We start from the raw sequence: 23,126 nt of genomic DNA, 5'->3' as shown, positions 1-23,126 counted from the left end.
CCATGCAGTACCGCCCGATCGGAGACACCACCGTCAGCGCCGTCGGCCTGGGCGCCATGCCGCTGTCCATCGAGCACCGCCCGGACGAACAGCGGGCCATTGCCACCATCCACGCCGCCCTGGACGCCGGGGTCACGCTCATCGACACCGCTGACAGCTACCACTGGCACGCCGACGAGCGAGGACACAACGAACTCCTCATCGCTCGAGCCCTGGCCTCCTACGGTGGCGACACCTCCCGGATCCTCGTCGCCACCAAGGGCGGTCGTGGACGCCCCGGCGACGGCAGTTGGACCGTCACCGCCACTCCCGCACACCTCAAGCGCGCCGCCGAGGACTCCCGGAAACGTCTGGGAGTCGACGCCATCGGCCTGTACCAGTTGCACAAGCCGGACCCGGCCGTGCCCTGGGCAGAATCCGTGGGGGCGCTGCGCGAGTTGCTCGACGCCGGAACGATCCGTGCCGCCGGGATCTCCAACGTCACCACCGGCCAGATCCGCGAGGCGCATGCGATCCTCGGCGACGCGCTCGTCTCCGTGCAGAACCAGTACTCGCCCGCCGTGCGCGACAACGAGCCCGAGCTGCAGCTGAGTACGCAGCTGGGGCTGGCCTTCCTGCCCTGGAGCCCGCTGGGCGGCATCTCCCGCAGCTCCCTCGACGGACCGTCCGGACCGGCTTCCGTGGGCACCGCCTTCCACCGCATCGCGGCCGACCATGGCGTCAGCCCGCAGCGGATCGCGCTGGCCTGGCTGCTGGCCCGCTCCCCGGCCGTGATCCCGGTGCCGGGAGCCGGCCGCCCGGCTTCGATCCAGGACTCCGCCAAGGCGACCGAGCTGCAACTGAGCGAAGCGGAGCGGGCGCAGCTGGACGACGCACTCCCTGGCCGGGCGGCCGGCACGCCGTTGCTTCCCGCCGACTGACGGATGACCGGGCGGGGGACTGCTCCTCGCTGCGGTACTCCGCTCCTGCCGGGGGGACTTCGATCATGACCAGGCATTCCAGGACCGCCTCCTGCCGACGCCGGCCGAGGAGAGGGGCATCGCACTCTGAGGGGGTGCGGTCAGGCGGACCCGGGCAGCGGCGTCGGAGTCCGCCATGGCTGCTCAACTCGTGGGGGCCGCTGACGGAGGGTCACGGAGCGGGCGATCGATGTGGCTCGGACACGACGAGCTGGGCGAAGGAGTCCATGCACGTGAGGCAGTGACGTGCCTGCTCGACCTGCGCGCCTTCCGTTCGATCGGCTAGCCGTTGCCCGCACAGGGCGAAGGCCGCCTGTTTCGCGATGACGTGCCACACGATGGCGGTTCCGGGCTTGTCGGGCCCAGGGCACATCTCGTACATGTTGGCCTCCTTGGGGGATGCCTTTCTCCTCCCAGGAGACCCCGCCCGAGTGGCTTACGCCGCCTGGGCGGGGGCCGATCGGGTGATGCTCGTGGACTGGACGCCTTGAGGGCCACGTCAGGGCGTTGAGTGGCCGCCTCGTCGCAGGCGACTGTCGAGAGCCCGGTGCTCGGCGGGCAAGGGCGTTCGGCCAGGATGACGCCCGGACCCGGCTTCCCGGCCGGCACCGTCCGCCCCACCGGAACGGACCGGGTGTGAGCGGGGCTGTGAGGGAGACTCGGCGGGGGAGGGGTTGGGACAACAGCCTCGCGGGCTCTTCGTCGACCATGGACGACGAAGCGCCTTTCCCCCACGCCGGTGATCTTCGTCATGCGCCGGGATGTCTTGCCGTTCCCGTGCGGGGCAGGCGTACTGGAGACAGCAGACCTCGCCCGGCATGGAGACCCGGTCATGACGACGTCCTCTCGCGCACAGATGGACCTGCCCGACGGCCCGGGGACGCCTTCGGCGGCCTGCCTGGAGCAGGAGAACGCACAGCTCCGGCGGGCTGTCGACTCCCACGCGGTTGTCGACCAGGCCATCGGCGTCCTCATCGCGGTTCATCGCATCCCGCCGGACGCCGGGTTCGAGGTGCTGCGGGAGGTGTCCCAGCACACCAACGTCAAACTGCTCACGGTCGCCGAATCGGTGATCGGCTGGGCGCTGGGCCGTCAGCCTCTGCCGGAGCAGATGAGCCGGAAGCTGGACGCGACCGTGCAGCGCCACGCTCGTCGGGACGACCCCGCGAGTCCACCCGATCAGAGCCACTCAAGTGAGCGGTAGTGGGTGTGAGGGTCGTGTGCCGGGTGATGAGAGCGTGGACGCGGGCCGCGACGCGACGCCGCTCGGGACCCCTGATATCACCTGGTGCGGTGGTGTGACGAGATGGGTTAGGGGGCGTTCGGGTGGTTCCTTGCCCGTCCTGCAACTGCCGACCGGACAGACAGCCTCCTGGACACCGAGCGAACGCCGAATGCTGGAGGTTGTATGCAGAAGTGGCAGTACTCACCGACCGCCGTGACGGCGCCCGAGCTGATCATGGACCCCTACCGCTGCGGTTACGACGCGCAGACGGCTCTGGACGGGGCGGAGTCCGGAGAGCAGTGGGGGGACGAGGACTGGCGGGTGCCGCCTCAGGCGCGAGCAGCCGAGGAAGAGCCATTGTGGCCCGCCCCTGACCCGGGCCGGCGGCTCCCCTTGGCGATGGCTCCGGCCGACCGGCGACGCCTGGATCTGCACGCGGCACTCATCCGAGCGGGAGTCGCGCCCGAGGCGGGAGATCTGCACGCCGTCGAAGCGTTGAGCGCCCTCGACGACACCGTCAACGAGGCCGTCCGGCGCTGGATCGCAGGCCACTGAGCCGTCGGCGCAGCTGGGCTCCAGGCACGCGGTCGGGTTCGGTGTGCTGACCCCTCGGGCGAACCGGCCCGCCGCGTCGGCCGACCGTATCCCCTTCAGATGGCGCGGGCAGCAGACCGGCGAGGTGCTTGACGGTGTGCGGGGACAGCGGCAGACGGCACTGGTAGACAAGCGTGCTCGTGCCCTCGGCGCGTCCTTTGGTTTCCGTCACGCCATTCCAACGGCCGCCGGGGGCAACGCGGTTACGCTCGCGCAGGACCGCTCCGGGCGACAGCGCCCCCGGTCACAGGCGGGTGGTGAACCGGCGTCGGGCGGTCTGCGCAGCCAGCCGCGATCAACGGGTCCGACCCATCCCGCCTGATCGGCGACGGAGTCAAGCGGGAGACCTCGGACGCCGCCTCGGCATCGCCCAGAGCTCGCCGGCGTGGGTCGATGCGTACCGACCGGGCGTCCTCGGAAGGAGCCTCACGCCCCCCACTCCGTATAGTCCGAGTCGATCCTGTCGCCGATGTTGCACCATGCGACGCTCTCCGCGCTCGCCCATACCCAGGGACCGTAGTGCCAGTACTGGTAGCCACCCAGGGTCTCGCACTTGATCACTTCACGGTACCGTCCCGAGGTGCACCAGGTTTTGTTCCCCTGATGGCCCGCGCTGCCGGTCACCCGTTGACCCCAACATGAGGCCAGCGCCGAGTCGCTGGACACGGGGAGGGCGGTCACCGACTGAGCGGCAGTACGCGCCCACCGCTCACAGGCTGGATCCCATCCCGGTCCTCCCGCCTGATCGGATCGCTGCGGCGGCGACGGGGTTTCAGGTCTGCCCCATCGCGCTAGCGGTAGAGGGCTGTCGGTTGTGACGGAGCCCGCCAGGACGCCGAATCAGCCCCGGAATAGTCCGTGTTGATGATCTTCTTCGAGCTGGCCATCGATCACGTGACGGTCCGGAGCGCAACGAGCGGGGCCCCCGCGGACTTCGTCCTGCTGGACGGCACGCTCGCCGAGTGCGACCGGGTCGGCGACGGACGGGCCTACTACTCCCACCAGCACCGCCGCCACGGCCTCGTCTACCAGGGCGGTGGCCCCTGGCTGACCACGGGGATCAAACGCACACCCCTGCAAAAGTCAGCCCCACCGAGCAGGCCCTCAACCGGGCCCTGGCGGCGGCACGGGCACCGGTCGAACGCGGCGTCGCACGCCTGAAGTCCTGGCGCATCTTCCGCAGATCCCGATGCAGCCCGAACCGCATGCCAGGTCTGAAGGGCCCCGGCGGCCCCGCCGGACAACCTTGACGAACTGTTCGCTCGCCGACCAGCCGACCAGCCGACCAGCCGACCTGCCGGCACGCGGCCAGTAGGGCCGGTGGGCCCGGCCCCGGACCAGGGGCGGGATCAGGCCAGTAGTGGGCTCGGCCCCCTGGTGGACCACAGGAGCGTTAGCGTGTCATGCCTATGACAGGGAAGGGATGACGGTGCACATGAACGGATCCGCCTCCAACAGTTCGGCCCGTGTGGGCCGCGCCCTGAGCGCGGCCCTGGTGTCGACGCTCCTCTGCACGCCGGCGACCGCGGCCGCCGGACTCGCCGCGCCCGAGGCGGACGGAAAGGGCCCGGGTATGGCCCTCCCCACGCCCGCACATGGCCAACGGGCCTGTCCCGTCGTGTATTTCGACCTGGGGGAGACCCTGGTGCACACCGCCGACGACGGCAGCACCACCTACCTGCCCGGTGCGGCCTCGTACCTGCGGACTCTGCGGGAACGCCACATCAAGGTCGGCCTGATCACCAATGTGCCGCCCTCCTGGGGCGCGACCGACGCCGAGCGCGCCGCCCGGCTTCGGACGGAGGTCGACGCGACGTGGCGGGGCCCGACGGCCTTCGCCTGGGCGGACTTCGGCGACCGGATCCGTACGCCGCGCACCGAGGCCGAACGCAAGCCGTCCCCGGTCCTGTGGCAGCGCGCCAAGGAGGACTCGGCCGGCTGCCGAGTCGTCTACCAGGCGGAGACGGCCCAGGAGGTGTCCGTGGCCTCCTCGTTGGGCTTCGTGTCGTATCAGGTCGGTCTGCCGCGGCGGCCCGCGTTCCTGCCGGCGGGACTGGTCGAACTCCTCGGCCGTCGCCTCGTTTGAACACGCCACAGCCACAGCCACAGCCACAGCCAGCCACAGCCACAGACCGGGCCGGGGCCGCCCGTCGTCGTAGGCTCCTGATCCAGGGCGGCGTACCGACGACGGTGCTGCGCCTGCGCCACGGGTCCCGTTTCGGCGGTGGTCGCGGGCCGATCTCCCGGTGGCCCGGTGGGTCCGAAGGGTCCGGTCGTCGGGCCGTCAGGTCGTTCGTGGCCTCCGCGGGGCGTGATCCGCTTCGAGGGCCTCCTTGCGGCCGGGATTCCCCGCTTCACTCGCTTCCCCTGCGTCCGCCAGGTCGGTTGCACCGTCGCCCGCCTCCGTCAGCGCGTTGCCGCCGCTGCCGGTGCCGGCTTCCCCGCGGCCGGCCGGCTGCGGCCGCACCCCCCGATTCCCGTCGCGGTCCCCGCGGGCGACCCCGCTGCGCAGCAGCAGTTGGAAGACCCCGAGCAGCACCGCCGTGGCCAGCGCGCTGTGCCACAGCAGAGCGTCCAGATGCCCGGCCGACAGGTACGCGCCCGCGGCGATCGCGGCCAGGGCGCACACCGCGCGGTCCACGATGCTCTCGACCGACAGCAGGGTGGCCCTCGGTGCGTGCGCGGGGACCGCGTCGTTGACCAGTTTGCGCTGGACGGGGAACGCGAACCCGGTGGCGGCGGCGAACAGGCAGAGCAGCAGGACGACGACCCATGGCCCGCCGAGGGTCATGGCCGCCAGGGTGCCCGCCAGCGCGAGACTGAGGACGGACACCCAGGCGACCGGTGGCAGTCTGCGGCTGAGCCATTGGGGCCGCGCGGACGCCACCGCCTCCGCCACGGTCATCGCGGCCAGCACTCCACCGTGCGAGGCTTCGCCGATGCCGTGGTCCAGCAGGATCGGCTGGAAGAGGTTGACCTGGCAGATGCGCGAGAGCGTGAAGATCGCCACGCCCTGCATCATCACCAGGGCCAGCCACGGCGAGGAGGCGACGCAGCGCAGCGCGGTTCCCGCGTCCCGCAGGAAGGCGCCGCCCCGACGCCCGCCGTCACCCCGGTCCGTGTCCGCTCCGGCTTTCGGTCCGGCGAGCCGGGGCAGCAGCACGGCACAGACGAGGGAGCCTGCCGCGCTCGCGGCGCTGAGCACGTACGGGGCCGGGTGCGCGAGCGCCATCAGCGGCCCGACCAGGGGCCAGCACACCACCTTCGCCGCGAGCCCCAGAGCTCGCGCGGTGCCCTCGGCCCGCAGATAGTGCTCGTCGCACCGTTCCGCGCGCAGCCCGTCGTACAGGTAGGCGCTCGCCGCGCCCGAGGTGAGCGACCGGCCGGCGGCGATGGCAAGGAAGTGGAGGAGGAACCCGGTGTAGGAGGCGCTGACCACCGGGGCCAGGTTCGCGGCCGTCATCACCACCGCGCCGGCCCGCAGGCAGTTGCGGGTGCCGATCCGGTCGGCGATCAACCCGGTCGGGATCTCCAGAAGGCAGAAGGCCACGTAGTAGATGCTCTGGATGCCGAAGATCTGCCCGTCCGAGAGGCCGGCCGCCTTCTGGTAGGCATAGAACACCGGCATCCACCACAGGAGGTTGAACAGCAGCTGGAAGCCGTTGTTGAGCCTGATGATCCGACGGGCGGTGTCGGTCAGGCCCGTGGCTCCTCCGGTGCCTCGACGCGGCCGGGCAGGACGCGCCCTCACAGCGAGTAGGGGCGGATCTGGACCAGCCGGAAATCGCCCTGCTCGGTCATCAGCCACTCGATGTCGAGGGGCTGGTCGACGTCGCTTCCGCTGAAGTGGGACTGAAGGAGCCGTCCGGTCAGGGACAGGTCGGCGAGCCGGGCGCGGACGGCGGTGGACAGCCCCTGGCCCCACGAGCCCAGCGCGACGGTACGGCCGCCGCCCTCCACGGTGTTGTACAGGTACTGCTGCGGCAGTACCGTCCCGTCGACCACCTGCTCGGGCGAGCCCGGGGAACAGTTGAGGTAGACGTTGCGGAAGTCCTCACGGCGGGTCGGGTTGCAGGTCACGAGGACGCCGCCCAGGGAGGCGGGCACGTACTCCTGGATGATCACACCCATGTAGGTGTCGTCCAGGGAGATGCCGACCTGGTGGCGCAGCCGCACGCTGCGGGGCGACACGAGGGAGGCCCACACCTGGCGCACGGCGTCGAGGAGTTCACCTGTGCCGTGGACGGTGGTGACGGAGTCGTACACGCCCGCCGCGGAGAATCCGGGGAGGTCCTCGGCGTTGGATGAGGAGCGCACCACCAGCCGTCCGCGCGAGGCCGCCGCTGCGGGGAAGGCCTGGTCGATCTGACGGGTGACCGACTCGGGGACAGGGGTGTGCCGGATCAGGTGCTGCAGGTGCAGGCACAGCGAGTCCAGTACGTCGGTGGCGTCGAGTTCGAGCGCCATCTTCAGCTTGCCGATGCCCTGCTGGAGGGCCGGGGAGGAGGCGAGGAACCGCTGCTGGAGCGCGAAGGGGAGTGCGACGCCCTCCGGAGCTCCGACGGCCCCGGCGACGAACTCGGCTGCTCGGGCGCGGAGTTGCCCGAGGTCGGCGGTCTTGAGGCCGAGGCGGGCGGCGAGGTGGCCGTAGAGGTCCTCGCGCGGCGGACGGGGGCGGCCGTAGTAGGAGGTCAGGTCCACCGTGCGGCTGTCGAGGACGTGATGCAGCTCGCCGAGGTTGGCCGCCTTCGTGCCGTAGCGGTCGCGGTCGGCGCTGCGCAGCCGGTGCAGGGACAGCACGGGGGCGTCTTCCAGCAGCGGTGGTTCGAGGCGTATGCGCTGTTGGTGCCAGGCCGGCGCCCGCAGGTCTGGTTCACGGTCGAGGCGCTGCAGGGATATGTCGTCCTCGTCCACCCGATAGCGCACCCACGCGTCGGCGAGGCCGTCCTTGTCGACGAGTTGCTCCAGATCGCGGACGATCGCGTTGGGGATGCCCCAGCCGGAGGCGAGGACGTTGGTGTGCGAAAGGGGGGTGATCGGCGCGGTGTTGATGAAGCCGGCGACGCGCGGGACGTCGTCGGGCAGGCAGGGCATCGCCACGATGTCCGCCCAGCCCAAGCTGGTGGCCTCCGCCGCCGTGTACTCCTCGGCCGTGCGGAAGAAGCGCAGCCGTCCGATGGCCTCGCCGGGGTTCAGCGGTGTGCGCTCCCGGGATCCGAACAGCTCGTGACTCAGGATGCGGGGCACACGCTGTTCGCTGATCGCCGACAGCTCCTCCTCCTGCCCGTGGTTGGCGGGCTTGAGCAGCAGCGGCAGCCTGCTGTCGACCCGCGCCCGGACGAACTCGTAGAAGAAGACGAGCAGTTCGCCGTGCATGGTGTCGGCCTCGGTCGTCTCCAGGACGAGGAACGGCCGCTCCCTGCCCTCCTCCTGCTCGGTGTGCAGGGACAGCACGCCGAGCAGGAACCGACGCTCGGGATCGGTGTAGACGGAGGCGTTGAACGCGTCCAGCTCCGCGTCCAGCGCCGCCAAGTCCATCCCCAGGACCCGGGTGGCGACGTAGTTGACGTGGAAGGGGTGCGCTCCGGTGTCTAGCAGGTGCCAGGTGTTCTCCGCGCGGTCGACGACGACCTTCAGGTAGGGATGACCCGCCAGGACTCCCGACAGCGTCCGGAAGAGCGGCAGGGACAGGTTCTCGCCGACGACCGTGCGGTCCGCGGCGGGCTCGGCGGCCCCGGTGGCCAGGTGGGCGCTCATGCGGGGACCTCCTCGGACTGCGCGGTGGGCAGCACCCGGGGCAGGGCGTCCACCAGGGTCTCGAAGTCCCGCAGCACCGTCCGCGGGTCGGCGGCGGAGAGCAGGCACAGGGCCGCCATGGTGTTGGCGCCCGCGGCGGGCTCGTAGACCGGCACGACACTGCCGTCGGGCAGGGAACTCTCCGCGACCACCGACAGCTCGCTGTCCGGGCTCAGCGGCACGTCCGACGCGACCACGGGGAAGTCCCAGACCCGGCGGTCCTGCCAGGCCTCGCCGCGGCCGTCGACCGCGAGGACGACGAGGGAGCCCGCCGCGCCCCGGGCCTGCGCCGGCGTCAGAGCCTGCTCCGGCCAGGCGACCGGGCGTCCCAGGAGGTGGTCGACGAGCATGCCCACCAGGTCCAGTTCGAAGACCTCCTCGATCTGCGGCACCGTCATCGCGCCGCCGAAGCGGGCGGCGGTCTCGATGAGCCACATGCGGCCGTCGGGGCCGAGCTTGATCTCCGTGTGCGTCCCGCAGTCGCGCAGGCCCAGCGCGTCGACGGCGCGGCGCGCCAGGTCCACGACGCGGTCCTGCGCGTCCGGCGAGAGCAGGGCGGGGGTGATGCCGGCGCGTTCGGTGAAGGGCTCGATGGTGGGCATCCGGCCGCTGAGACAGACGGGGTGGAAGACACCGTCCGCCACGACGCCCTCGACGCTGAGGTAGTCGCCCCAGCCGGGCTCCTCGAACCAGTCCACCGCCGTGCCGCTGACGATCTCCTCGACCACGAAGTCGGCTCCCGCCTCGGCGACATGCAGCTCCGCGTATCCCAACTGGGCGGATTCCAGCATGACCTGGCGCGAGCGGGACCAGGCGGCGGACGCCTCGCCGGGGGAGGCGATGATCTGGTGGGCCGTGGATCCCGCGCTCCAGGCCGCCTTCAGCAGCAGCGGGCAGGACAGGGAGTTCACCGCCGCCTGCAGGTCGGCCTCCGTGGCGACGGGGCGGAACGCGGGCTGCGGCAGGCCGCTGCGCTGCCAGGTGCTGCGCATCAGGCGCTTGTCGCGCGCGAGTGCGGCGGCCGCGCCCGGACCCGGCAGAGCGAGCCTCTCGCAGGCCTCGGCGACCGCGACGACCGCGTACTCGGAGAAGGTGATCACGGCGTCCGCGCCCACCTCCCGGGCATGCGAGACGATCAGGGAGACCAGGTCGGAGCGGGCCGCGTCGTCGGGCGTCGTGACCGAGGCGCACAGTCTCGCGGCGGAACCCGCGACGGCGGAGGGAAGAGCGCTGAGCGCCAGCAGGTGCACGTCCGCCCTCGCAGCCGTCCGGGACAGGACATGGCCGAGCGGCGGACCACCCTTGGCATGCACCAACAGCACCGTGCTCACAGAAACTCGTCTCCATTCACTTGATCGGCAGGGGCCGTCCTCGACACCGGCGGTGCGGTGACGGGGCCGGGGATCGTGTGCGGGCCACAGCGTCCGGCGTATCCGCTCCCTCATTCCAGGGGACCAGGCTGTAACCGCCCGTATCGCGGCAGAGAGCGCTCGCGACTCAGGCAAATGCCTGAGTCCCGCGGGCGATTCACGGACGATCCGCGGACGTTCGTCTCCGGAGCCCGACCGGAGCCCGACCGGAGCGGTAGGGCGGCAGGGGGCCACCGTCCGCTTCCCGCAACTCGGCCGGGAATGGAGCTTGTGCTGTACCCGGCGGGATATCCAACGTCATGTGACTGTGCGTCAGCCAGTCGTATACGGACGGAGACCGTTGTGGGCGACCCAAGCCTCAGGGCACTGCTCGAGAACCTTCCCGCGTTCTCGAGGGAAGTCGACGAGACGTGGCAGGCGGCGGGGGAGGGGGACGTCCACGGGCCCTTGCGGACAGGTGAGCCGGACGACGCCGACGGCCCCGCCGACCCGCGCGGCCCACAGCGTGTCCCGGACCAGCGGCAGCGAGGAGCAGGGATCGCGGTGCCCCGCGGCTACTCCGCCTTCGCGGACCTCGTGGACCTCGCTCCGGCGGCCGCCTTCATCCGGGACCGCGAAGGGCGCTACCTGTGGGCCAACCACGCCTACGCGCACCTCTACGGGACCGTGCCGCAGCAACTGGTCGGCAGATACATCGAGGACTTCGACGCCCCGGCCGACGCCGACCGGTTCCGGGCCCTGGACCAGCAGATACTCACGCGGGGCACGCCCGTCCGGCACACCCTCCGCTACGTGCGTCAAGACGGCACCACGGGCCGCGCGGTAGGCCACCGTTTCCCGGTGCGGGAACAGTCCCGTACGTGCATCGCCGGCATCTACGTGGACATCACCGATCACCTGCGGGCCACGGAGCAGCGCCAGGAGGCCGAGGAGAACCTCAGCGCCCTGCGCGACCACAGCGGGCTGCCCTGCGCCCTGTTGTCGGCGAACGGGCGGGTGATCGAGGCGAGCGTGGCGGCCGCCGAACTCTTCCATCTGGGCCTGACCGACCTCGTGGGCCGCCGAGCCCACACGCTGCTGGCCCCCGAACCGGGGCCCGATCTCGACCGGTTGCACCGCCGCTGGAACAGTCTGATAGCCCGCCGCACCCGACGTGTCGAGACCACCGCCGTGCTCGTCGACACCCAGGGACTGCAGCGGCGGGCGGAGCTGCACCTGACGACTATCGGCCATTCCGCCAGCCGGGCACGACACGTCTGGGCGGTGATCACCCATCAGAGCCTCGCCCACGAGGCGCATCCGCCGCTGACCGCGGCGCAGATCCGCATCCTGTCGCTGCTGGCGCAGGGCAGCAGCAACAGCGACATAGCCGCCTCGCTGAAACTGTCGCGGCAGACGCTCGATTACCACCTCAGCCGCCTGCGGCACCTGCTGGGCGCCGCGACCCGTCCGGCCCTCGTGGCCCGCGCCTATGTCCTCGGCATACTCGCCCCCCACGCCTGGCCCCCACGCTCGGCCACGGCCGCCCATCCCCTCAGCACGGCGTGACCTCCGCGGGCGGGAACACGCGAGGGGGCGCTTGCGCCATCGGGCTGATGCGTCCGTCGCGGTCGCGGGACGCCGTCAGCCAGTCCGGACTGACCCTGAGCCGGGCACGCGAAGGTGGCGTCCGGCCCGGCCGGACGCCACCTTTCCCGTGGGGAGGGGGGCTCACACCCGTCGGCGTACCAGGTTCAGCAGGTCCCTGTTGGAGTCCCGGCGCACCCACGCGATCAGGACGAGCGGCACGATGAGGATCAGCGGGGTCGCCGCGTTCTCACCGTCGAAGAAGGTCAGTTGGACGACGAACGCGCCGACCATCAGCGCGCTCAGCGCGCCCGCGGCCACCGACTGCAGCACCGGGATCAAAAGGGCCACACCACCGGCGAGTTCGAGCGCGCCGATGATGTACATGCCGGTGCTGCCCCAGCCGATCCGTTCGAAGGAGTCGACTGCGTAGGGGTTCGCGATCAGCTTGGGCAGGGCGCTGGCGATGCCGTAGAAGAGGGCCAGCAGCACCTGCACGGTCCGCAGGGCGATCCGGGCCCGGCGGCCGCGGGCGGCGGAGGCGGGGGCAGGGGCAGGGGCGGAAGCCGCGGAGGTGATGGGGGCGGTGGTCTCGGACATCTGGTTCTCCTGTGCTGCGCGGGGTGATGAGCGGTACGTGCTGCAGTCACAGGGATGGACCGGACGTCGCCACAGAACTCATCGGTCCTTCAGCGGAAACCATCTGCGCTCGATCTACCACCGGTGCCCGCCCTCCCGCACGTCGTGCGTCGCGCGGTCCTGCCGTTCCGGTGAGGGGCAGGCGTACCCGCAGGGCCTGCGGGCAAGGATTCTGCCCCGCCCGCTCGGGCCGCGTACCCCGGGTCGACTGCGCCGGACAGCATGCGCCGGGCATGCACGGGGCGATGGCGGGTAGGTGCGCACTCGTGAATGCAGAATGAGGGCGGCGCCAGGTGGATCGCACGCGAGTGGCCTCGGTGCCGTGCCCGATGAGCACCTGGTGCGCGCCGGCTACGCCCTCGGCGTTGACGACGGCTGTATCGCCGACGCCCGCCGGCAGGCCCTCGCCTTCCTCGACCAGGCCGAGACCGACTACCCCCTGTCCGTGCCCGCCCGCGTCAGGGACCTGGCCCAGCTGGTCATCAGCGAGCTGGTCACCAACGCCTGCAAGTACGCCCCCGGCCCGGTTCTGGTGGAACTCGGCATCAACGCCCACGCCGTGGACGTCGTCGTGTGGGACAGCGTCCCCGTCGTCCCCGTCGCCCTGGCTACCGATCCCTCCCGGGTGGGGCAGCACGGCCTGGAGATCGTCGAGGCCGTCAGCGAGGCCCTGGTCATCGAGCAGGAGCCGGTCGGCAAGCGCATCACGGCTCGCCTTGCCCTGTCCGACGCCGCTAGGAGTCTGTGACCGACCGCGCCACCCGGGGTCAGGGACGGCACGCTGCCGGGCGGCCCGCGCAGCGCTCTTCCCGTGGCCGGCGCCGTGAGGATGGCCGGCGTTGTGGCCTGCTAACGGAGGGCTGAGATACCGGCAAGGAAGATGTCGACTCCGACGAGGAACTGTTCGCGGTCGTCGTGCTCGCCCAGTCGAGTCGCTGCCGCGTGCACGAACGGGTAGCGGTCGGGATCGATCTGTGCCCATTCCGCGGCAGCATTTTCCAGGAAGCTCTCCCGATCCGTGTCGCCGCCTGCGTGCAGCCGTGCGTTCGCGGCGTTCTGCGCGGCGACGCCGAGGACATAGTTCACGAGTGCGCCGGCCGCGTCGAAGCGCACCTCTTCCGGAACGGCGAGGGCGTCCAGCAGCCGGCCGATGCTCTCGTAGAAATCCAGCAGTGTGGGCCGCCACGGTTGGCGGGAGAGTTCGGCCCCGACCCAGGGGTGGGCGTCGATCGCATCGAACAGGCCGAGCGCGAGGTCGCGCAGAGCGGTGCGGGGGTCAGCGTCGGCGACCGCGCCGGAGAGCAGGCCGGTGATGACGTCGTCGGTGGCCGTGGCGAGCAGGTCGCTCTTGTCCGCGACGTGGTGGTAGATCGCCCCGTACCCGGTGCTCAGGCGCACGGTGAGGGCGCGCAGCGTCAACGCCTTTTCGCCGCCACTGTCCAGGATCTCGATCGCGGTCTGGATGATCAGCTCCCTCGACAGGCTGTCCGTCCGCCGTGGGGCCCGCGCAGATCCCTTCGCCGTTCTCTTCACCATGGCTCCAGCATCGCACGGATGGAGCGTCGCTCCAACTCCGTGTTAGCGTGATTGGAGCGGCGATCCAACAAGGGTGCCGCGCCCCCGTAAGGGGCTGGGGAGGAATCCATGACGACATCTGTCACGATCATCGGAGCAGGCCTGGGCGGCCTGACGCTGGCCCGCGTACTGCACGTGCACGGCATCCGCGCCACGGTCTACGAGGCGGAGCCCGCGCCGGATGCCCGCCGCCAGGGCGGCCTGCTCGACCTTCACCCACACAGCGGGCAGGCCGCTCTGGAAGCAGCCGGCCTGATCGAGGAGTTCCGCAGACTGGTCCTGCCGGGCCGCGAGGCGTACCGGGTCATGGACCGGGCCGGGAACGTGCTGCTCGATCTGCCCGATACCGGAACCGGCGAACGCCCGGAGGTACCGCGCGGCGCACTGCGGCAGACACTGCTCGACTCCCTGCCCGCCGGAACCGTCCGCTGGGGCCACAAGGTCACCGCCGTGCAGGCCCTCGCCGACGGCCGCCGCCAGGTGGCATTCGCCGACGACACCACCGCGGTCGCGGACCTGCTCATCGGCGCCGACGGCGCCTTCTCGCGTGTACGGCCGCTGCTCTCGAAGGCCACTCCGCAGTATTTCGGCGTCTGCAGCGTGGAGACGTTCCTCTTCGACGCAGGGACGCGCCACGCCGCTTCCGCAGAGGCGGTCGGAGCCGGATCACTGTTCGCGGTCGCACCGGGCAGAGGTCTGCTGGCCCACCGGGAGAGCGGCGGGACCCTGCACACCTACGCGCAGCTGAAGAAGCCCCAGGAGTGGTTCGCCGACCTGGACAGCACCGATGCCACCGCCCTCACCGCGCGGTTGGCGGGGGAATTCGACGGCTGGGCGCCCGAACTCACCGCCCTGATCACCGACAGCGACACCCCGCCGGCCCTGCGCCCCATCTTCACCCTGCCGGCCGGACACCGCTGGGACCGCGTACGGGGGGTGACCCTGCTCGGCGACGCCGCCCACCTCCGCGCACCGAACGGCGAAGGCGCCAACCTGGCCATGCAGGACGGCGCACAACTCGGCCGGGCCCTCGCCGCGCACCCCGGAGATGCGGAGGCCGCCCTCGCCGCGCACGAACAGGCCATGTTCTCCCGCGTTGCCGATGTGGAAGCGGACGACGACGGCTTCTACGGGCTCATGATCGACGACCATGCGCCGCACAGCGTGGTCGCCCTGATGACCGGCGCCCCCGGGGGCACGCCATGAGGCGTGACTCTCCTCTCCGGGCGCAGCGGCAGGGGCTGAAGACGGGCGGGGAGCCGTAGCGGCCGAACACCATCAGGTCGACCTCATGGCCGAGCGGCTGCGCCACCCCCAGGACGCGTTCCGAATCGGCCGACGGCTTCTCCGTCCGCGCGGACCGCTCTACCGACGTCTTCAGCGAACAGGTCACGACGCCTCCCCCGTGGGACGCCTCGCTCGGCGACGCCCGCCACCCGTATGCCCCCGTGCGGCGGCCCGCTTCGCCCGGTGCGGGCAAGGTCCCCGCCCCGAAAAGGTCTCCTCGCGGTGGTCCACACAGCCGAGCATCGATCCGAGTCCGGTATGGGCAGCCGACCGCGGGGGACTCTTCCGACATGAACGGCACGAACCACGACGGGCCCGACCGAGGTCACCGGCGGCCCGAGGGCGTCAGTGACGAGACAGTCGAAGCGCTGGGGTCCCTCTCCAAAGCCCTGGAAATGACCGAACGCGCGCGCGGGCACCTCTATGAGTTCCATCAGCTGACGGGGGGTGCGGATCTGGAACTCGACCGGGCTGCTGACCTCCTGAGGAAAGCCGGCCACTCGGAATGGGCCGACCGCGTTCAGACAGAGATCATCGGGCGTAACGTGATTCCGGGACACTGGACGTTCCAGATCATCGAAGAGTACAACCGCACGTATTACGAGCCCTTCAAGAAAGCGGAGCGCCAGGCTCTGGAGGAATTGGCGGACGGGCGTGATCACCTCTATGAAGCTGAAATGAAGGAGGCTCGACGCACTGCGGGGCATCCCGACCACACCGCGCGGTAGGGAGCGCCGGCGCTGCCGGCGATGCTGACCCTGGTGTGCGGAATTGGTCGGCCGGCCACAGCGGCAGGGGCTGCGCGCCTGCCCGTGCGGCGGCGGCGCGTGCCTTCCCGGCTGATTCGGGTGTGCGGCGGCGCAGGATCAGTTGCCGGCCCGCGTAGTCGAAGGTGGTCAGCAATTAGTAGAAGACCCACGTGCCGATCATGCCGTCGTCGGCAGTACCGACATCTTGGCCCGACTCGGTCGACGACCAGCCCATGGGGATGTCGCGCAGTTCGATGCCACCGAGCTTGAAGGAATCCAGCCGTTGATGAGCGGTGGTTTGTGGCTCCACTGGAGACGAAGGAGAGGTCGGCTACGCCTGGGCGGTCGGCCGAGGCGGACGGCAGGCGCGGGGACGCGTTCCGGCCCGCTGAGCGCCCCAGCCAGCCACAGGAGCACCGTGTCAATCTCCTTGGATCCGGCATGACACGGCATCACTTCTCACCGCCTGCGGGAGTCCGGCTCTCCAGCGCGCAGGCCCCCCAAGGGCGGCGGCTGCGCGTCCTCGCCACATCCCACGTCTGCCGTCCTCGGCGTACGCGCGAGACCGTTCGCTCCCCAAGGCCGGTCGCGTTCTCGAGGCTGAGAGCGCCACGCACAACGCGCCGAGGCCCGACTGCCGACCGCAGGCGCCGAGGCGGCCCTGCATACCGTGAGGAAGGGACTCCCGCGTCGGCCCGTGCTCAGTTCTTGCTCAAATGCCTTTCCGAACACCGGATTGCACGGCGATGATCAAGCGTAGCCCGAGCAAGAGCGACACAGTGCTGACGGCTCAGCCGCGGTGCTGGGCATGGCAAGGGGGATGTAATGGCCAAAGCGGTGCGGGCCTCGCTGGGAGAGATGTGGATCACGTGTCAGGTCTGTAAGAGTGATCTCTTCCGCGAACGGGGGGTGAAGCTCAACAGCACGGGCGGGGAGTTGTTCAATTTGGCCTGGGCGGATGAGACCGCAACCGGGTTGATCTGTCTGCGTTGCGGTTTCGTGCACCTCTTCGTCAATCGGCAGATACAGCTGCACCGCGCCAAGGACTGATGCCACGCGCTCGGGCTCGTGGTGCGCGGGCGCTACGCGGAGTTGACGAACGGCCCGGACGCCCTGATGGTCGGCGTCTCGGGCCCCATCGGCCCGCGCACGCTCCAGCATCCGGGCACGCAGCTGCCCGCAGCGGACGTGGCCATGAACGCCTCAGTCCTGAACCGTGTGGACGAGTCGGTCACTCCCGGCAGGGTGATCAACCCGGCCGACAGCGGCTTTGCGAATCCCGCCTTGGACCCTTCGGCCTGCCGGAGCTGATCACACACTCCAGCAAGGCGGTCGTGGAGTCGATGGCGAGCGTGCGCAAGCCGGAAGCGCCGGGCAAAGTCCCCTGGCGAGCTCTGCGCCCTCGCCCAAGACCGCTGACGGCGACACACCCACAGTCGACCTCGAGGAAGAACTCGACCTGGCCACCGAGTCGAGATCACATACAAGACGACGGCCCGGTCGTGAGGACCGCTAGCGCAACCGGCGTTCCGTTGACGAGGTCCACAGCGGCAACCCGAATCTGCGCACGGTTCTGGAGGACCGCGGCACCGGCCACGTCCTCGCGGCTTGTTAGGCCGAAGTAGCCACCGGAGCAAGCACGTTCCGCGCCGATGGCCTTACCGAGGAGGGTGGCGAAGGGGACCTGGCTGAAGAGCTCGGCTGGCCGCGGTGCGAAGGAGGGCCGTGCCACCGCACTCGGCTACCTGGCGGGGCATCCCCCCCGCGGTCGCTTGTCGGCCGTGCGGCAGCCGTCATCGCGAGCTCGGACGTGCCGGCGACGCCGGGTGGACGGAGTGGTCGGACGCGCGGGCTGTGGAGGCCAGGCGAGCGAGGCGACGATCCCCTGAACCAGCTCTTCGGAGGTGTCGGATCGTCGCCCGCGAGACGTCGGGGCTCGCGACCTCCCCGTCGGCCATCCTCGGCGCCATCTTGGAAGGTGCCTGCTCGCCGCGCTGGCGAATCCGAGGACAAGCCTCTCGGCTCATAAAGTGCGAAGTGAGATAGGTAGGACTTGATCAAGGAATGTTCACCCGTACCGGGGTCGCGGTCACTCGTCTGTCCGCGCATCTGGAGGAGACGGGGCGCCGTTAGCGGGATATGACACAAGCAACGTCTCCCGGCCTCCCGCAACGCAACGCAAGGCCGGGTAATGTAGCTGCGGCCCCTGATCTGACTGTGAGGAAATTCGCTTGGTCGGCTGGTGCGATTTACTCGGCGCTTGCGGAACAGAGTATCGCGAGCGGGGACGGCGTGTGGTGCGAACATCGGATTACCGAGCCGCTGCTACGTGATTTCCTCGGGCTGCTGGAGGCTATCCAGGAGGAGTTCAACTCTCGGTGGAGCGGCCAGGGAAACTCTGACCGCGAACAGTGCGTGACGGAACGATGCCATGAATCATGACTGGGTGAATTCTCTGTCTGGGCAGCGTGAGTGGTACTCCGATGCCTACTCCTACGGGACAGGGACAGGGACCGGCTGGAACGGGGGGTCTGACGACAGCGCCTACGCAGGTGTTCCCCTGACTGCACCCGACACAGGGGGCTGGGACCCGGTCGAGGAACTCGCCCATCTCCTCCAGGAAGCTGTCCCGGCGGAGCAATCGACAAGGGTGCCGCCACTTCGCAGGGAGCGCCCGTCCGGCGTCGACTTCGAGGACCCGTTGGACGGTCTGGCTGCTCAGCTTCCGTCGCCCCGGCGCTCTCCTTCCGGGCACCGCAAGATGCAGGTTCCAAAAGCCCGGCTCAAGTGGTTGCAGACCGGCAGCTTCGCCCTCGTCGCCCTCGTTTCCGTCATCGTGGCGATGGTCAGCGTTTTCGGCGGCATGGTGGCCTACAGACCGCTGCAGAACATCACGTCCGGAACGGGTGCCGGTATCGCCCCGTCCTGGCCCCTCCTTGTGTACGGCCCCTGGATGGTGGCCTCACTGTCCATCCTGCGAACTGCACTGCATCAACGCCGGGCGGTACACTCGTGGTTCATCGTTCTGCTCTTCTCCTCAGTAGCGATAATGCTCTGCGTAGCACAGGCAGACAAAACCTTCACCGGAATTGCTGGAGCTACCCTGCCCGCCCTCGCATCCCTCGCATGTTTTCAGCAACTCGTTCGACAAATCACATTGACTCTGCCACCACGGCAGGCCTCGCGTCGCCACCGGCAGTAGCCGGACAGAGTTAAAAGGGCCTACGGCCCGGTTCTGGAGCTGCGGAACATCTCGGCCGAGGCGAAGCCCAGGTCGTCGGAGCGGACCCAGGCGTACGAGGCGGTCTGGCAGCATTTGGTGAGGCGGGCTGGTAAGGCCCAGTCCGCTGTCACTGCGCGCGCCTGCCGGCCGCTTCCTGCGCGCCCTGCGGCGATATCGAAAGCTGAACTGGCTGCCCTGCCAGGGCCTGTCTCGACGTCCAGCTCATTCGATCTTGTGGCAAGATCGCGGGATGCTACGACTAACCGACTTCATCATCGATTGCCCGGACACGATGAAGCTGGCAGCCTTCTACTCCGAGGTGACGGGGCTCCCGGTCAAGGACGGCAGTGACGAGAACTGGGCCGGTATCCGGTTCGGCGAGATCGAACTGGCCTTCATCCAGGTGGAGGACTACCGCGCCCCGCGGTGGCCCGACAGCGAGCACCCCAAGCAGTTCCACCTCGACTTCGAAGTCGACGACATCGAGGACGAACAGCGCCGCGTCCTCGCCCTCGGCGCCACCCTGCAGCGGGACTGCATCGGCCCCGAGGGCTACGGTTTCCGCGTCTACACCGACCCCATCGGCCACCCCTTCTGCCTCTGCCACAACAAGGGTGTCATCTGGACCGATCAGGGCCCTGTCTGGCCCAAGCGCGACCAGTAGGCCGTGTGGTGAAGTAGGTCGAGCCATTCGTTGATGGCGGTGATGTGGACGGCGCTCAGGCCGCGGACGGCGAGCTTGTCGACCGGGTGGCTGCCGACGGGCGCCGGCGGTGCGCTGATGCGCGCGCATGACCCTGCCGGGAGCGGGAGAACGTGGGCACGTCCCGCCACGCGCCGTGCCGCGCCGCGTCGACCCGCACCCGCTATGGGATGCCGTCGACGAGCTGGCCCTTGGTCCACTTCGAGGGGCGACGCGGCCGCCCGGGAGGAGGTGACAACCGGTCCAGGAGCGCCGAGTGCGCGTCGGTCAAATCGAACCGCTTCACCGTTACAGCCTGCCCGGCGGATCACGGGGCCGGGCTGAGAGCCGTCTGCTTGAGCTGCGGAAATCCGGTGGACCGGGCCGGGTGGATCGTGCAACGGTCCTGGCATGCAGAGCGAGACCGAGTTGTCAGAGTCCTCCGGGGGCATCGCGTCGTTCGAGTCCTTCGACGGCACCGCGATCGGCTATCGACACCTCGGCTCGGGGCCACCTGTCGTCATGGTCCATGGCTCCGGCGGTGGACTGCATTCCTGGGAGCCGGTGGCCGAACACCTCGCCGACCACTTCGAGCTCTGGACGCCGGCCCGCCGCGGGTACGCCCCGAGCGGACCGGGCCGGTCACCGAAGCGCTTCACCGACGAGGTGCAGGATCTTGAGGCGCTGATCTCCAAGATCGGCTGCCCGGTGCACCTGGTCGGCATGTCCTACGGAGCCACCGTCGCCCTGCACGCCGCAACAGCCGGACTGCCGATTCGCTCGCTGGTGCTGTGGGAACCGCCGCTGTACGCGGCAGGCGAGGAACTGGCTCCCGTATTGGGCGAGTTCGAGGAACTGACGGCGAACGGTGAGCGACGGCGAGCCGATCGGCTGCTGGCGGAGAAGGTGGCCCGCGTCCCGGCCGCGCTGCTGGACCTCATGGATGCGGGCGAGTCCACCGACAACGAACCCGACAACGAATCCGACAACGAACCCGACGAGGCGCCCGGTTGGCGCCGTGACCTCGAATCGATGGCCGCTGACTCGGTGGACGTGGAGCGCTGGTCCGCGGTCACCGTTCCGACGCTGCTGATGCGGGGCGCCGACACCTGGCAGCCGATGCCCGAAACTCTCGACCGGCTCGCGGCCGCACTGTCCCACGTCACCTGCACGACGTTTCCCGGCCAGATGCACTTCGCACCGTCGGTCGTCCCCGAAGCCGTGGCGGCGGAGATCGCTCGATTCCTGCGGTCTTCCTGAGCCGTCCAGGAACTGCTGGACACCGCGTCATGCGCCAGGCGCTGAGTACGGGCACAGCGTCAAGGACTGTTGCCGCGCCCAGGCGGCCCGCCCTGCATCCCGTGGCGGGGACGCCGTTACGCTCCTGGCGACTTCACCGCCGCAGACACTCAATCAGTGCATCACCGCGGCAGCGCAGTGCAGGTGCGGCTCGATCAACTCCGATTCGGCGTCGGCCAGATCATCAGTGAGTCCAGATCATCAGTGAGTCACGCGCTCCTCTACCGCAGCCTGGCATCCTCCCCAGGGAGGAACGATCGATCCCGTGGTCTCACCTCGAACAGGCCTAACGGTGGGCGTTCGGGGTTCGGTAGGAGTCCGCGGTGGCGCTGAGTACCTCGGTCCAGGGGGTGGGTCTGAGGTCGAAGGCGGCGGTGGCCGCACCTGAGTCCATCACGAAGGGGTGCTCGAACTGGTAGGCGACCTCGCGCAGCTCCCGCACGGTCGGGTTGAGCAGGCCCAGCGCCGTCAGAAGGAAGGTCGGGATCTCGCCGACCCGGACCTGTGAGACCCCCGCGGCCTCGGCGAGGTCGGCGACGGCCTCGCGCTGGGTACGGGGCGGGTTGCTGGGAACGTGCCAGGCGCAACCCCAGGCCCGTTCCTCGCCGCCGACGGTGACCAGCAGCCGAGCGGCGTCCTCCGTGTAGGTCCAGCTGTGGGCGGTGTCGGCGCTGCGCAGCACCTGGACACTGCGGCCGGCCAGCAGCCGCGGCACCACCCGGGCCCCGAGCGGGCTCTCGGCGTGCGGGCCGATGTAGTTGGAGCTGCGGATCTCGGTGGTCCGAATCCGTCCGGCCTGGTGGAGGGCGAGTGCGTCCTTCCACATCCGGGCGCGTACCTGACCTTTCACCGAGTTGGGATCGAGCGGGGTGCCCTCGGTCATCGGGGCGGCGACCGCGCCGTATCCGTAGAGGTTGCTGACCGTGGCCAGTACGGCGCCGGAGCGCTCGGCGGCGGCCAGCAGGGCGGCAGCGAGCGGGGGCCAGTCCGTGGCCCAGCGGTGGTAGGCCGGGCCGGCGCAGTTGTAGAGCACGGCCGCCCCGGCGGCCAACTCGCCGAGCGCGGTGGCGTCGGTGGCGTCCAGACGCACGGGCCGTATGCCCGGAAGGTCGGCCAGACCGGCTGTGGCGGGCGTGACTCCGGAGCGGCTGACCAGGACGACCTCCTCGCCACGCGCGGAGAGGAGCCGGGCGGCGGCCGAGCCGATGGGGCCCATGCCGACGATCAGGTGCTTGCTCACGGTTTCCTCCGATGCTTCAGAGAACAGTGTTCTCGTTTGGTCGACACCGAGAGGCTGGCGCAGTGCCGCGAGATTGTCAAGAACAGTGTGCTCGCTTGCGTCCGGTGTTCTCGTTTTCGTCGCTCCATGCCAGGATGGACGCATGTCCACCCCTCAGAAGCCCCTCACCGCACGGGAACGGGCCCGGATCGAATTCACCGCGGAGATCAAGGCGGTGGCCCGCGGGCAACTCGCCGAGAGCGGTGCCGCCGCGCTCTCGCTGCGCGCCGTCGCCAGGGAGCTCGGCCTGGCCTCCGCTTCCGCGCTCTACCGCTACTTCCCGAGCCGCGACGCCCTGCTCACCGCGCTCATCCTGGACGGCTACACCTCTCTGAGCGACGCCGCCGAAGCCGCCTACGCCGCGCTGGACGTGGAGGACGCTGAGCCGGCGGACACGCTGGAGCGCTGGGTCGGCGTGTGCCACGCGGTGCGGGACTGGGCGCTGGCGCATCCGCACGAGTACGCCCTGATCTACGGCTCGCCGGTACCGGGTTACGCCGCCCCCCAGGACACGGTGGCACAGGCGACCCGGCTGCCCTACCTGATCGGTGCCCTCTTCACCGACCGGCTCGGTCGGGAAAGCCACCGCGCCGGCGACACCCGGCCCGCGATGCCCGACGACACCCGGCCCGCGATGCCCGACGACACCCGGGACGCGATGCCCGACGACGCCCGACAGTCACTGGCGCCCCTGCTCGCCGAGCTTCCCCCGGACACTCCGGCCGACCTGGTCATGAGCAGCCTCATGGCCTGGACCTACCTCCTCGGCGCCATCTCCTTCGAGCTCTTCGGCCACCGCCGCGAGATCATCGCCGACCCCCGAGCCTTCTTCGACCACGAGGCTCGCCGTCTCGGCGCAGCCCTCGGCCTCACCACCTGAAGC

At 70.1% G+C, this 23,126-nt stretch carries 21 protein-coding genes and 1 pseudogene; 15 read left to right on the top strand and 7 right to left on the bottom strand.

The genetic code is table 11. The features are described from left to right. Positions 1 to 2: 2 nt before the first annotated feature. The 5 genes and pseudogenes from BG482_RS30670 to BG482_RS30650 all read left to right on the top strand — a co-directional run bounded on the left by BG482_RS30670 (position 3) and on the right by BG482_RS30650 (position 4,864). Complete coding sequence (locus BG482_RS30670) at positions 3 to 920, top strand: aldo/keto reductase (RefSeq protein WP_069772435.1); 918 nt, start codon at positions 3 to 5, stop codon at positions 918 to 920. 871 nt (positions 921 to 1,791) lie between these two features. Next, complete coding sequence (locus tag BG482_RS30665) at positions 1,792 to 2,163, top strand: ANTAR domain-containing protein (protein WP_079142364.1); 372 nt, start codon at positions 1,792 to 1,794, stop codon at positions 2,161 to 2,163. A gap of 204 nt (positions 2,164 to 2,367) precedes the next feature. Continuing rightward, entirely contained in the window at positions 2,368 to 2,739 is a 372-nt protein-coding gene (locus BG482_RS41670; RefSeq protein ID WP_079142354.1) for a hypothetical protein, read from the top strand. 969 nt (positions 2,740 to 3,708) lie between these two features. Next, positions 3,709 to 4,028 (top strand): annotated as a pseudogene (locus BG482_RS30655) (transposase family protein); the annotation flags it as partial. 185 nt (positions 4,029 to 4,213) lie between these two features. Continuing rightward, entirely contained in the window at positions 4,214 to 4,864 is a 651-nt protein-coding gene (locus BG482_RS30650) for a hypothetical protein (protein ID WP_069772456.1), read from the top strand. Positions 4,865 to 5,062: 198 nt separating this feature from the next. On the opposite strand, the gene BG482_RS30645 is transcribed toward BG482_RS30650, so the two are convergent. From BG482_RS30645 to BG482_RS30635, 3 genes are read right to left on the bottom strand one after another with little or no spacing between them, the layout of a single operon-like run. Continuing rightward, a complete protein-coding gene (locus tag BG482_RS30645; protein ID WP_256096530.1) occupies positions 5,063 to 6,529 on the bottom strand; it encodes an MFS transporter in 1,467 nt (488 codons plus the stop codon). Continuing rightward, the gene (locus tag BG482_RS30640) at positions 6,526 to 8,535 is read right to left on the bottom strand and encodes a PEP/pyruvate-binding domain-containing protein (RefSeq protein ID WP_069772433.1); all 2,010 of its coding nucleotides are present in this window, start codon (positions 8,533 to 8,535) and stop codon (positions 6,526 to 6,528) included. The genes BG482_RS30645 and BG482_RS30640 overlap by 4 nt, the downstream gene beginning before the upstream one ends. Continuing rightward, on the bottom strand, positions 8,532 to 9,905 hold the full coding sequence (locus tag BG482_RS30635) for an acetyl-CoA carboxylase biotin carboxylase subunit family protein (protein ID WP_069772432.1): 1,374 nt from the start codon (positions 9,903 to 9,905) through the stop codon (positions 8,532 to 8,534). The genes BG482_RS30640 and BG482_RS30635 overlap by 4 nt, the downstream gene beginning before the upstream one ends. A 381-nt stretch (positions 9,906 to 10,286) precedes the next feature. On the opposite strand from BG482_RS30635, the gene BG482_RS30630 reads away from it, so the two are divergent. Continuing rightward, positions 10,287 to 11,492, top strand: coding sequence for a PAS domain S-box protein (locus BG482_RS30630; RefSeq protein ID WP_069772431.1), 1,206 nt, complete (start codon positions 10,287 to 10,289; stop codon positions 11,490 to 11,492). A 162-nt stretch (positions 11,493 to 11,654) separates the two neighbouring features. Here the strand turns inward: BG482_RS30630 and BG482_RS30625 are convergent, their stop codons facing one another. Then, positions 11,655 to 12,110 carry a DoxX family protein gene (locus tag BG482_RS30625; protein WP_069772430.1) on the bottom strand — a complete coding sequence of 152 codons (456 nt, stop codon included), beginning with the start codon at positions 12,108 to 12,110 and terminating at the stop codon, positions 11,655 to 11,657. A 316-nt stretch (positions 12,111 to 12,426) separates the two neighbouring features. Between BG482_RS30625 and BG482_RS30620 the strand changes: the two genes are divergently transcribed. Continuing rightward, on the top strand, positions 12,427 to 12,897 hold the full coding sequence (locus tag BG482_RS30620; protein ID WP_069772429.1) for an ATP-binding protein: 471 nt from the start codon (positions 12,427 to 12,429) through the stop codon (positions 12,895 to 12,897). A 101-nt stretch (positions 12,898 to 12,998) separates the two neighbouring features. On the opposite strand, the gene BG482_RS30615 is transcribed toward BG482_RS30620, so the two are convergent. Beyond that, positions 12,999 to 13,685: a TetR/AcrR family transcriptional regulator gene (locus tag BG482_RS30615; protein ID WP_069772428.1), complete on the bottom strand. Its 687-nt coding sequence runs from the start codon at positions 13,683 to 13,685 to the stop codon at positions 12,999 to 13,001. 108 nt (positions 13,686 to 13,793) lie between these two features. On the opposite strand from BG482_RS30615, the gene BG482_RS30610 reads away from it, so the two are divergent. Both BG482_RS30610 and BG482_RS30605 read left to right on the top strand, forming a co-directional pair. Further along, the gene (locus BG482_RS30610; RefSeq protein ID WP_069772427.1) at positions 13,794 to 14,930 is read left to right on the top strand and encodes an NAD(P)/FAD-dependent oxidoreductase; all 1,137 of its coding nucleotides are present in this window, start codon (positions 13,794 to 13,796) and stop codon (positions 14,928 to 14,930) included. 371 nt (positions 14,931 to 15,301) lie between these two features. After that, on the top strand, positions 15,302 to 15,739 hold the full coding sequence (locus tag BG482_RS30605) for a hypothetical protein (protein ID WP_069772426.1): 438 nt from the start codon (positions 15,302 to 15,304) through the stop codon (positions 15,737 to 15,739). A gap of 175 nt (positions 15,740 to 15,914) precedes the next feature. Here the strand turns inward: BG482_RS30605 and BG482_RS44205 are convergent, their stop codons facing one another. Continuing rightward, positions 15,915 to 16,070, bottom strand: a complete 156-nt coding sequence (locus BG482_RS44205) for a hypothetical protein (RefSeq protein WP_176741506.1) — start codon at positions 16,068 to 16,070, stop codon at positions 15,915 to 15,917. A 515-nt stretch (positions 16,071 to 16,585) separates the two neighbouring features. Here BG482_RS44205 and BG482_RS30600 point away from each other — a divergent pair. From BG482_RS30600 to BG482_RS30585, 5 genes are all read left to right on the top strand, one after another. Next, positions 16,586 to 16,810 (top strand): hypothetical protein, encoded by a 225-nt coding sequence (locus BG482_RS30600; protein ID WP_030182720.1) that lies wholly within the window; start codon positions 16,586 to 16,588, stop codon positions 16,808 to 16,810. An 18-nt stretch (positions 16,811 to 16,828) separates the two neighbouring features. Further along, a complete protein-coding gene (locus BG482_RS44585; protein WP_069772425.1) occupies positions 16,829 to 17,071 on the top strand; it encodes a hypothetical protein in 243 nt (80 codons plus the stop codon). Positions 17,072 to 18,191: 1,120 nt separating this feature from the next. Beyond that, a complete protein-coding gene (locus BG482_RS41665) occupies positions 18,192 to 18,962 on the top strand; it encodes a DUF2637 domain-containing protein (RefSeq protein WP_107450814.1) in 771 nt (256 codons plus the stop codon). Positions 18,963 to 19,233: 271 nt separating this feature from the next. Beyond that, entirely contained in the window at positions 19,234 to 19,647 is a 414-nt protein-coding gene (locus tag BG482_RS30590) for a VOC family protein (protein ID WP_069772424.1), read from the top strand. Between the two features lie 429 nt (positions 19,648 to 20,076). Continuing rightward, a complete protein-coding gene (locus BG482_RS30585; RefSeq protein WP_079142348.1) occupies positions 20,077 to 20,925 on the top strand; it encodes an alpha/beta fold hydrolase in 849 nt (282 codons plus the stop codon). A 325-nt stretch (positions 20,926 to 21,250) separates the two neighbouring features. Here the strand turns inward: BG482_RS30585 and BG482_RS30580 are convergent, their stop codons facing one another. Beyond that, positions 21,251 to 22,204 carry an NAD-dependent epimerase/dehydratase family protein gene (locus BG482_RS30580; protein ID WP_069772423.1) on the bottom strand — a complete coding sequence of 318 codons (954 nt, stop codon included), beginning with the start codon at positions 22,202 to 22,204 and terminating at the stop codon, positions 21,251 to 21,253. Between the two features lie 142 nt (positions 22,205 to 22,346). Between BG482_RS30580 and BG482_RS30575 the strand changes: the two genes are divergently transcribed. Continuing rightward, positions 22,347 to 23,123, top strand: a complete 777-nt coding sequence (locus BG482_RS30575; protein ID WP_069772422.1) for a TetR/AcrR family transcriptional regulator — start codon at positions 22,347 to 22,349, stop codon at positions 23,121 to 23,123. The last annotated feature ends 3 nt before the right edge of the window (positions 23,124 to 23,126 follow it).

The sequence above is a fragment of the Streptomyces sp. LUP30 genome (genome assembly GCF_001746365.1).
Taxonomy (GTDB): domain Bacteria; phylum Actinomycetota; class Actinomycetes; order Streptomycetales; family Streptomycetaceae; genus Streptomyces.
Note: the sequence above shows the minus strand (reverse complement) of the source record. Positions and strands in the feature narration are given on the sequence as shown.

Bases quoted from the DNA above. Each gene is read 5' to 3' on its own strand.
- BG482_RS30590 (WP_069772424.1), top strand. From the start codon at position 19,234: ATGCTACGACTAACCGACTTCATCATCGATTGCCCGGACACGATGAAG.
- BG482_RS30600 (WP_030182720.1), top strand. From the start codon at position 16,586: ATGGCCAAAGCGGTGCGGGCCTCGCTGGGAGAGATGTGGATCACGTGT.
- BG482_RS30650 (WP_069772456.1), top strand. From the start codon at position 4,214: ATGAACGGATCCGCCTCCAACAGTTCGGCCCGTGTGGGCCGCGCCCTG.
- BG482_RS30640 (WP_069772433.1), bottom strand. From the start codon at position 8,535: ATGAGCGCCCACCTGGCCACCGGGGCCGCCGAGCCCGCCGCGGACCGC.
- BG482_RS30665 (WP_079142364.1), top strand. From the start codon at position 1,792: ATGACGACGTCCTCTCGCGCACAGATGGACCTGCCCGACGGCCCGGGG.
- BG482_RS30670 (WP_069772435.1), top strand. From the start codon at position 3: ATGCAGTACCGCCCGATCGGAGACACCACCGTCAGCGCCGTCGGCCTG.
- BG482_RS30605 (WP_069772426.1), top strand. From the start codon at position 15,302: ATGAACGGCACGAACCACGACGGGCCCGACCGAGGTCACCGGCGGCCC.
- BG482_RS30610 (WP_069772427.1), top strand. From the start codon at position 13,794: ATGACGACATCTGTCACGATCATCGGAGCAGGCCTGGGCGGCCTGACG.
- BG482_RS30615 (WP_069772428.1), bottom strand. From the start codon at position 13,685: ATGGTGAAGAGAACGGCGAAGGGATCTGCGCGGGCCCCACGGCGGACG.
- BG482_RS30625 (WP_069772430.1), bottom strand. From the start codon at position 12,110: ATGTCCGAGACCACCGCCCCCATCACCTCCGCGGCTTCCGCCCCTGCC.
- BG482_RS30585 (WP_079142348.1), top strand. From the start codon at position 20,077: ATGCAGAGCGAGACCGAGTTGTCAGAGTCCTCCGGGGGCATCGCGTCG.
- BG482_RS30620 (WP_069772429.1), top strand. From the start codon at position 12,427: ATGAGGGCGGCGCCAGGTGGATCGCACGCGAGTGGCCTCGGTGCCGTG.
- BG482_RS41665 (WP_107450814.1), top strand. From the start codon at position 18,192: ATGAATCATGACTGGGTGAATTCTCTGTCTGGGCAGCGTGAGTGGTAC.
- BG482_RS30575 (WP_069772422.1), top strand. From the start codon at position 22,347: ATGTCCACCCCTCAGAAGCCCCTCACCGCACGGGAACGGGCCCGGATC.
- BG482_RS41670 (WP_079142354.1), top strand. From the start codon at position 2,368: ATGCAGAAGTGGCAGTACTCACCGACCGCCGTGACGGCGCCCGAGCTG.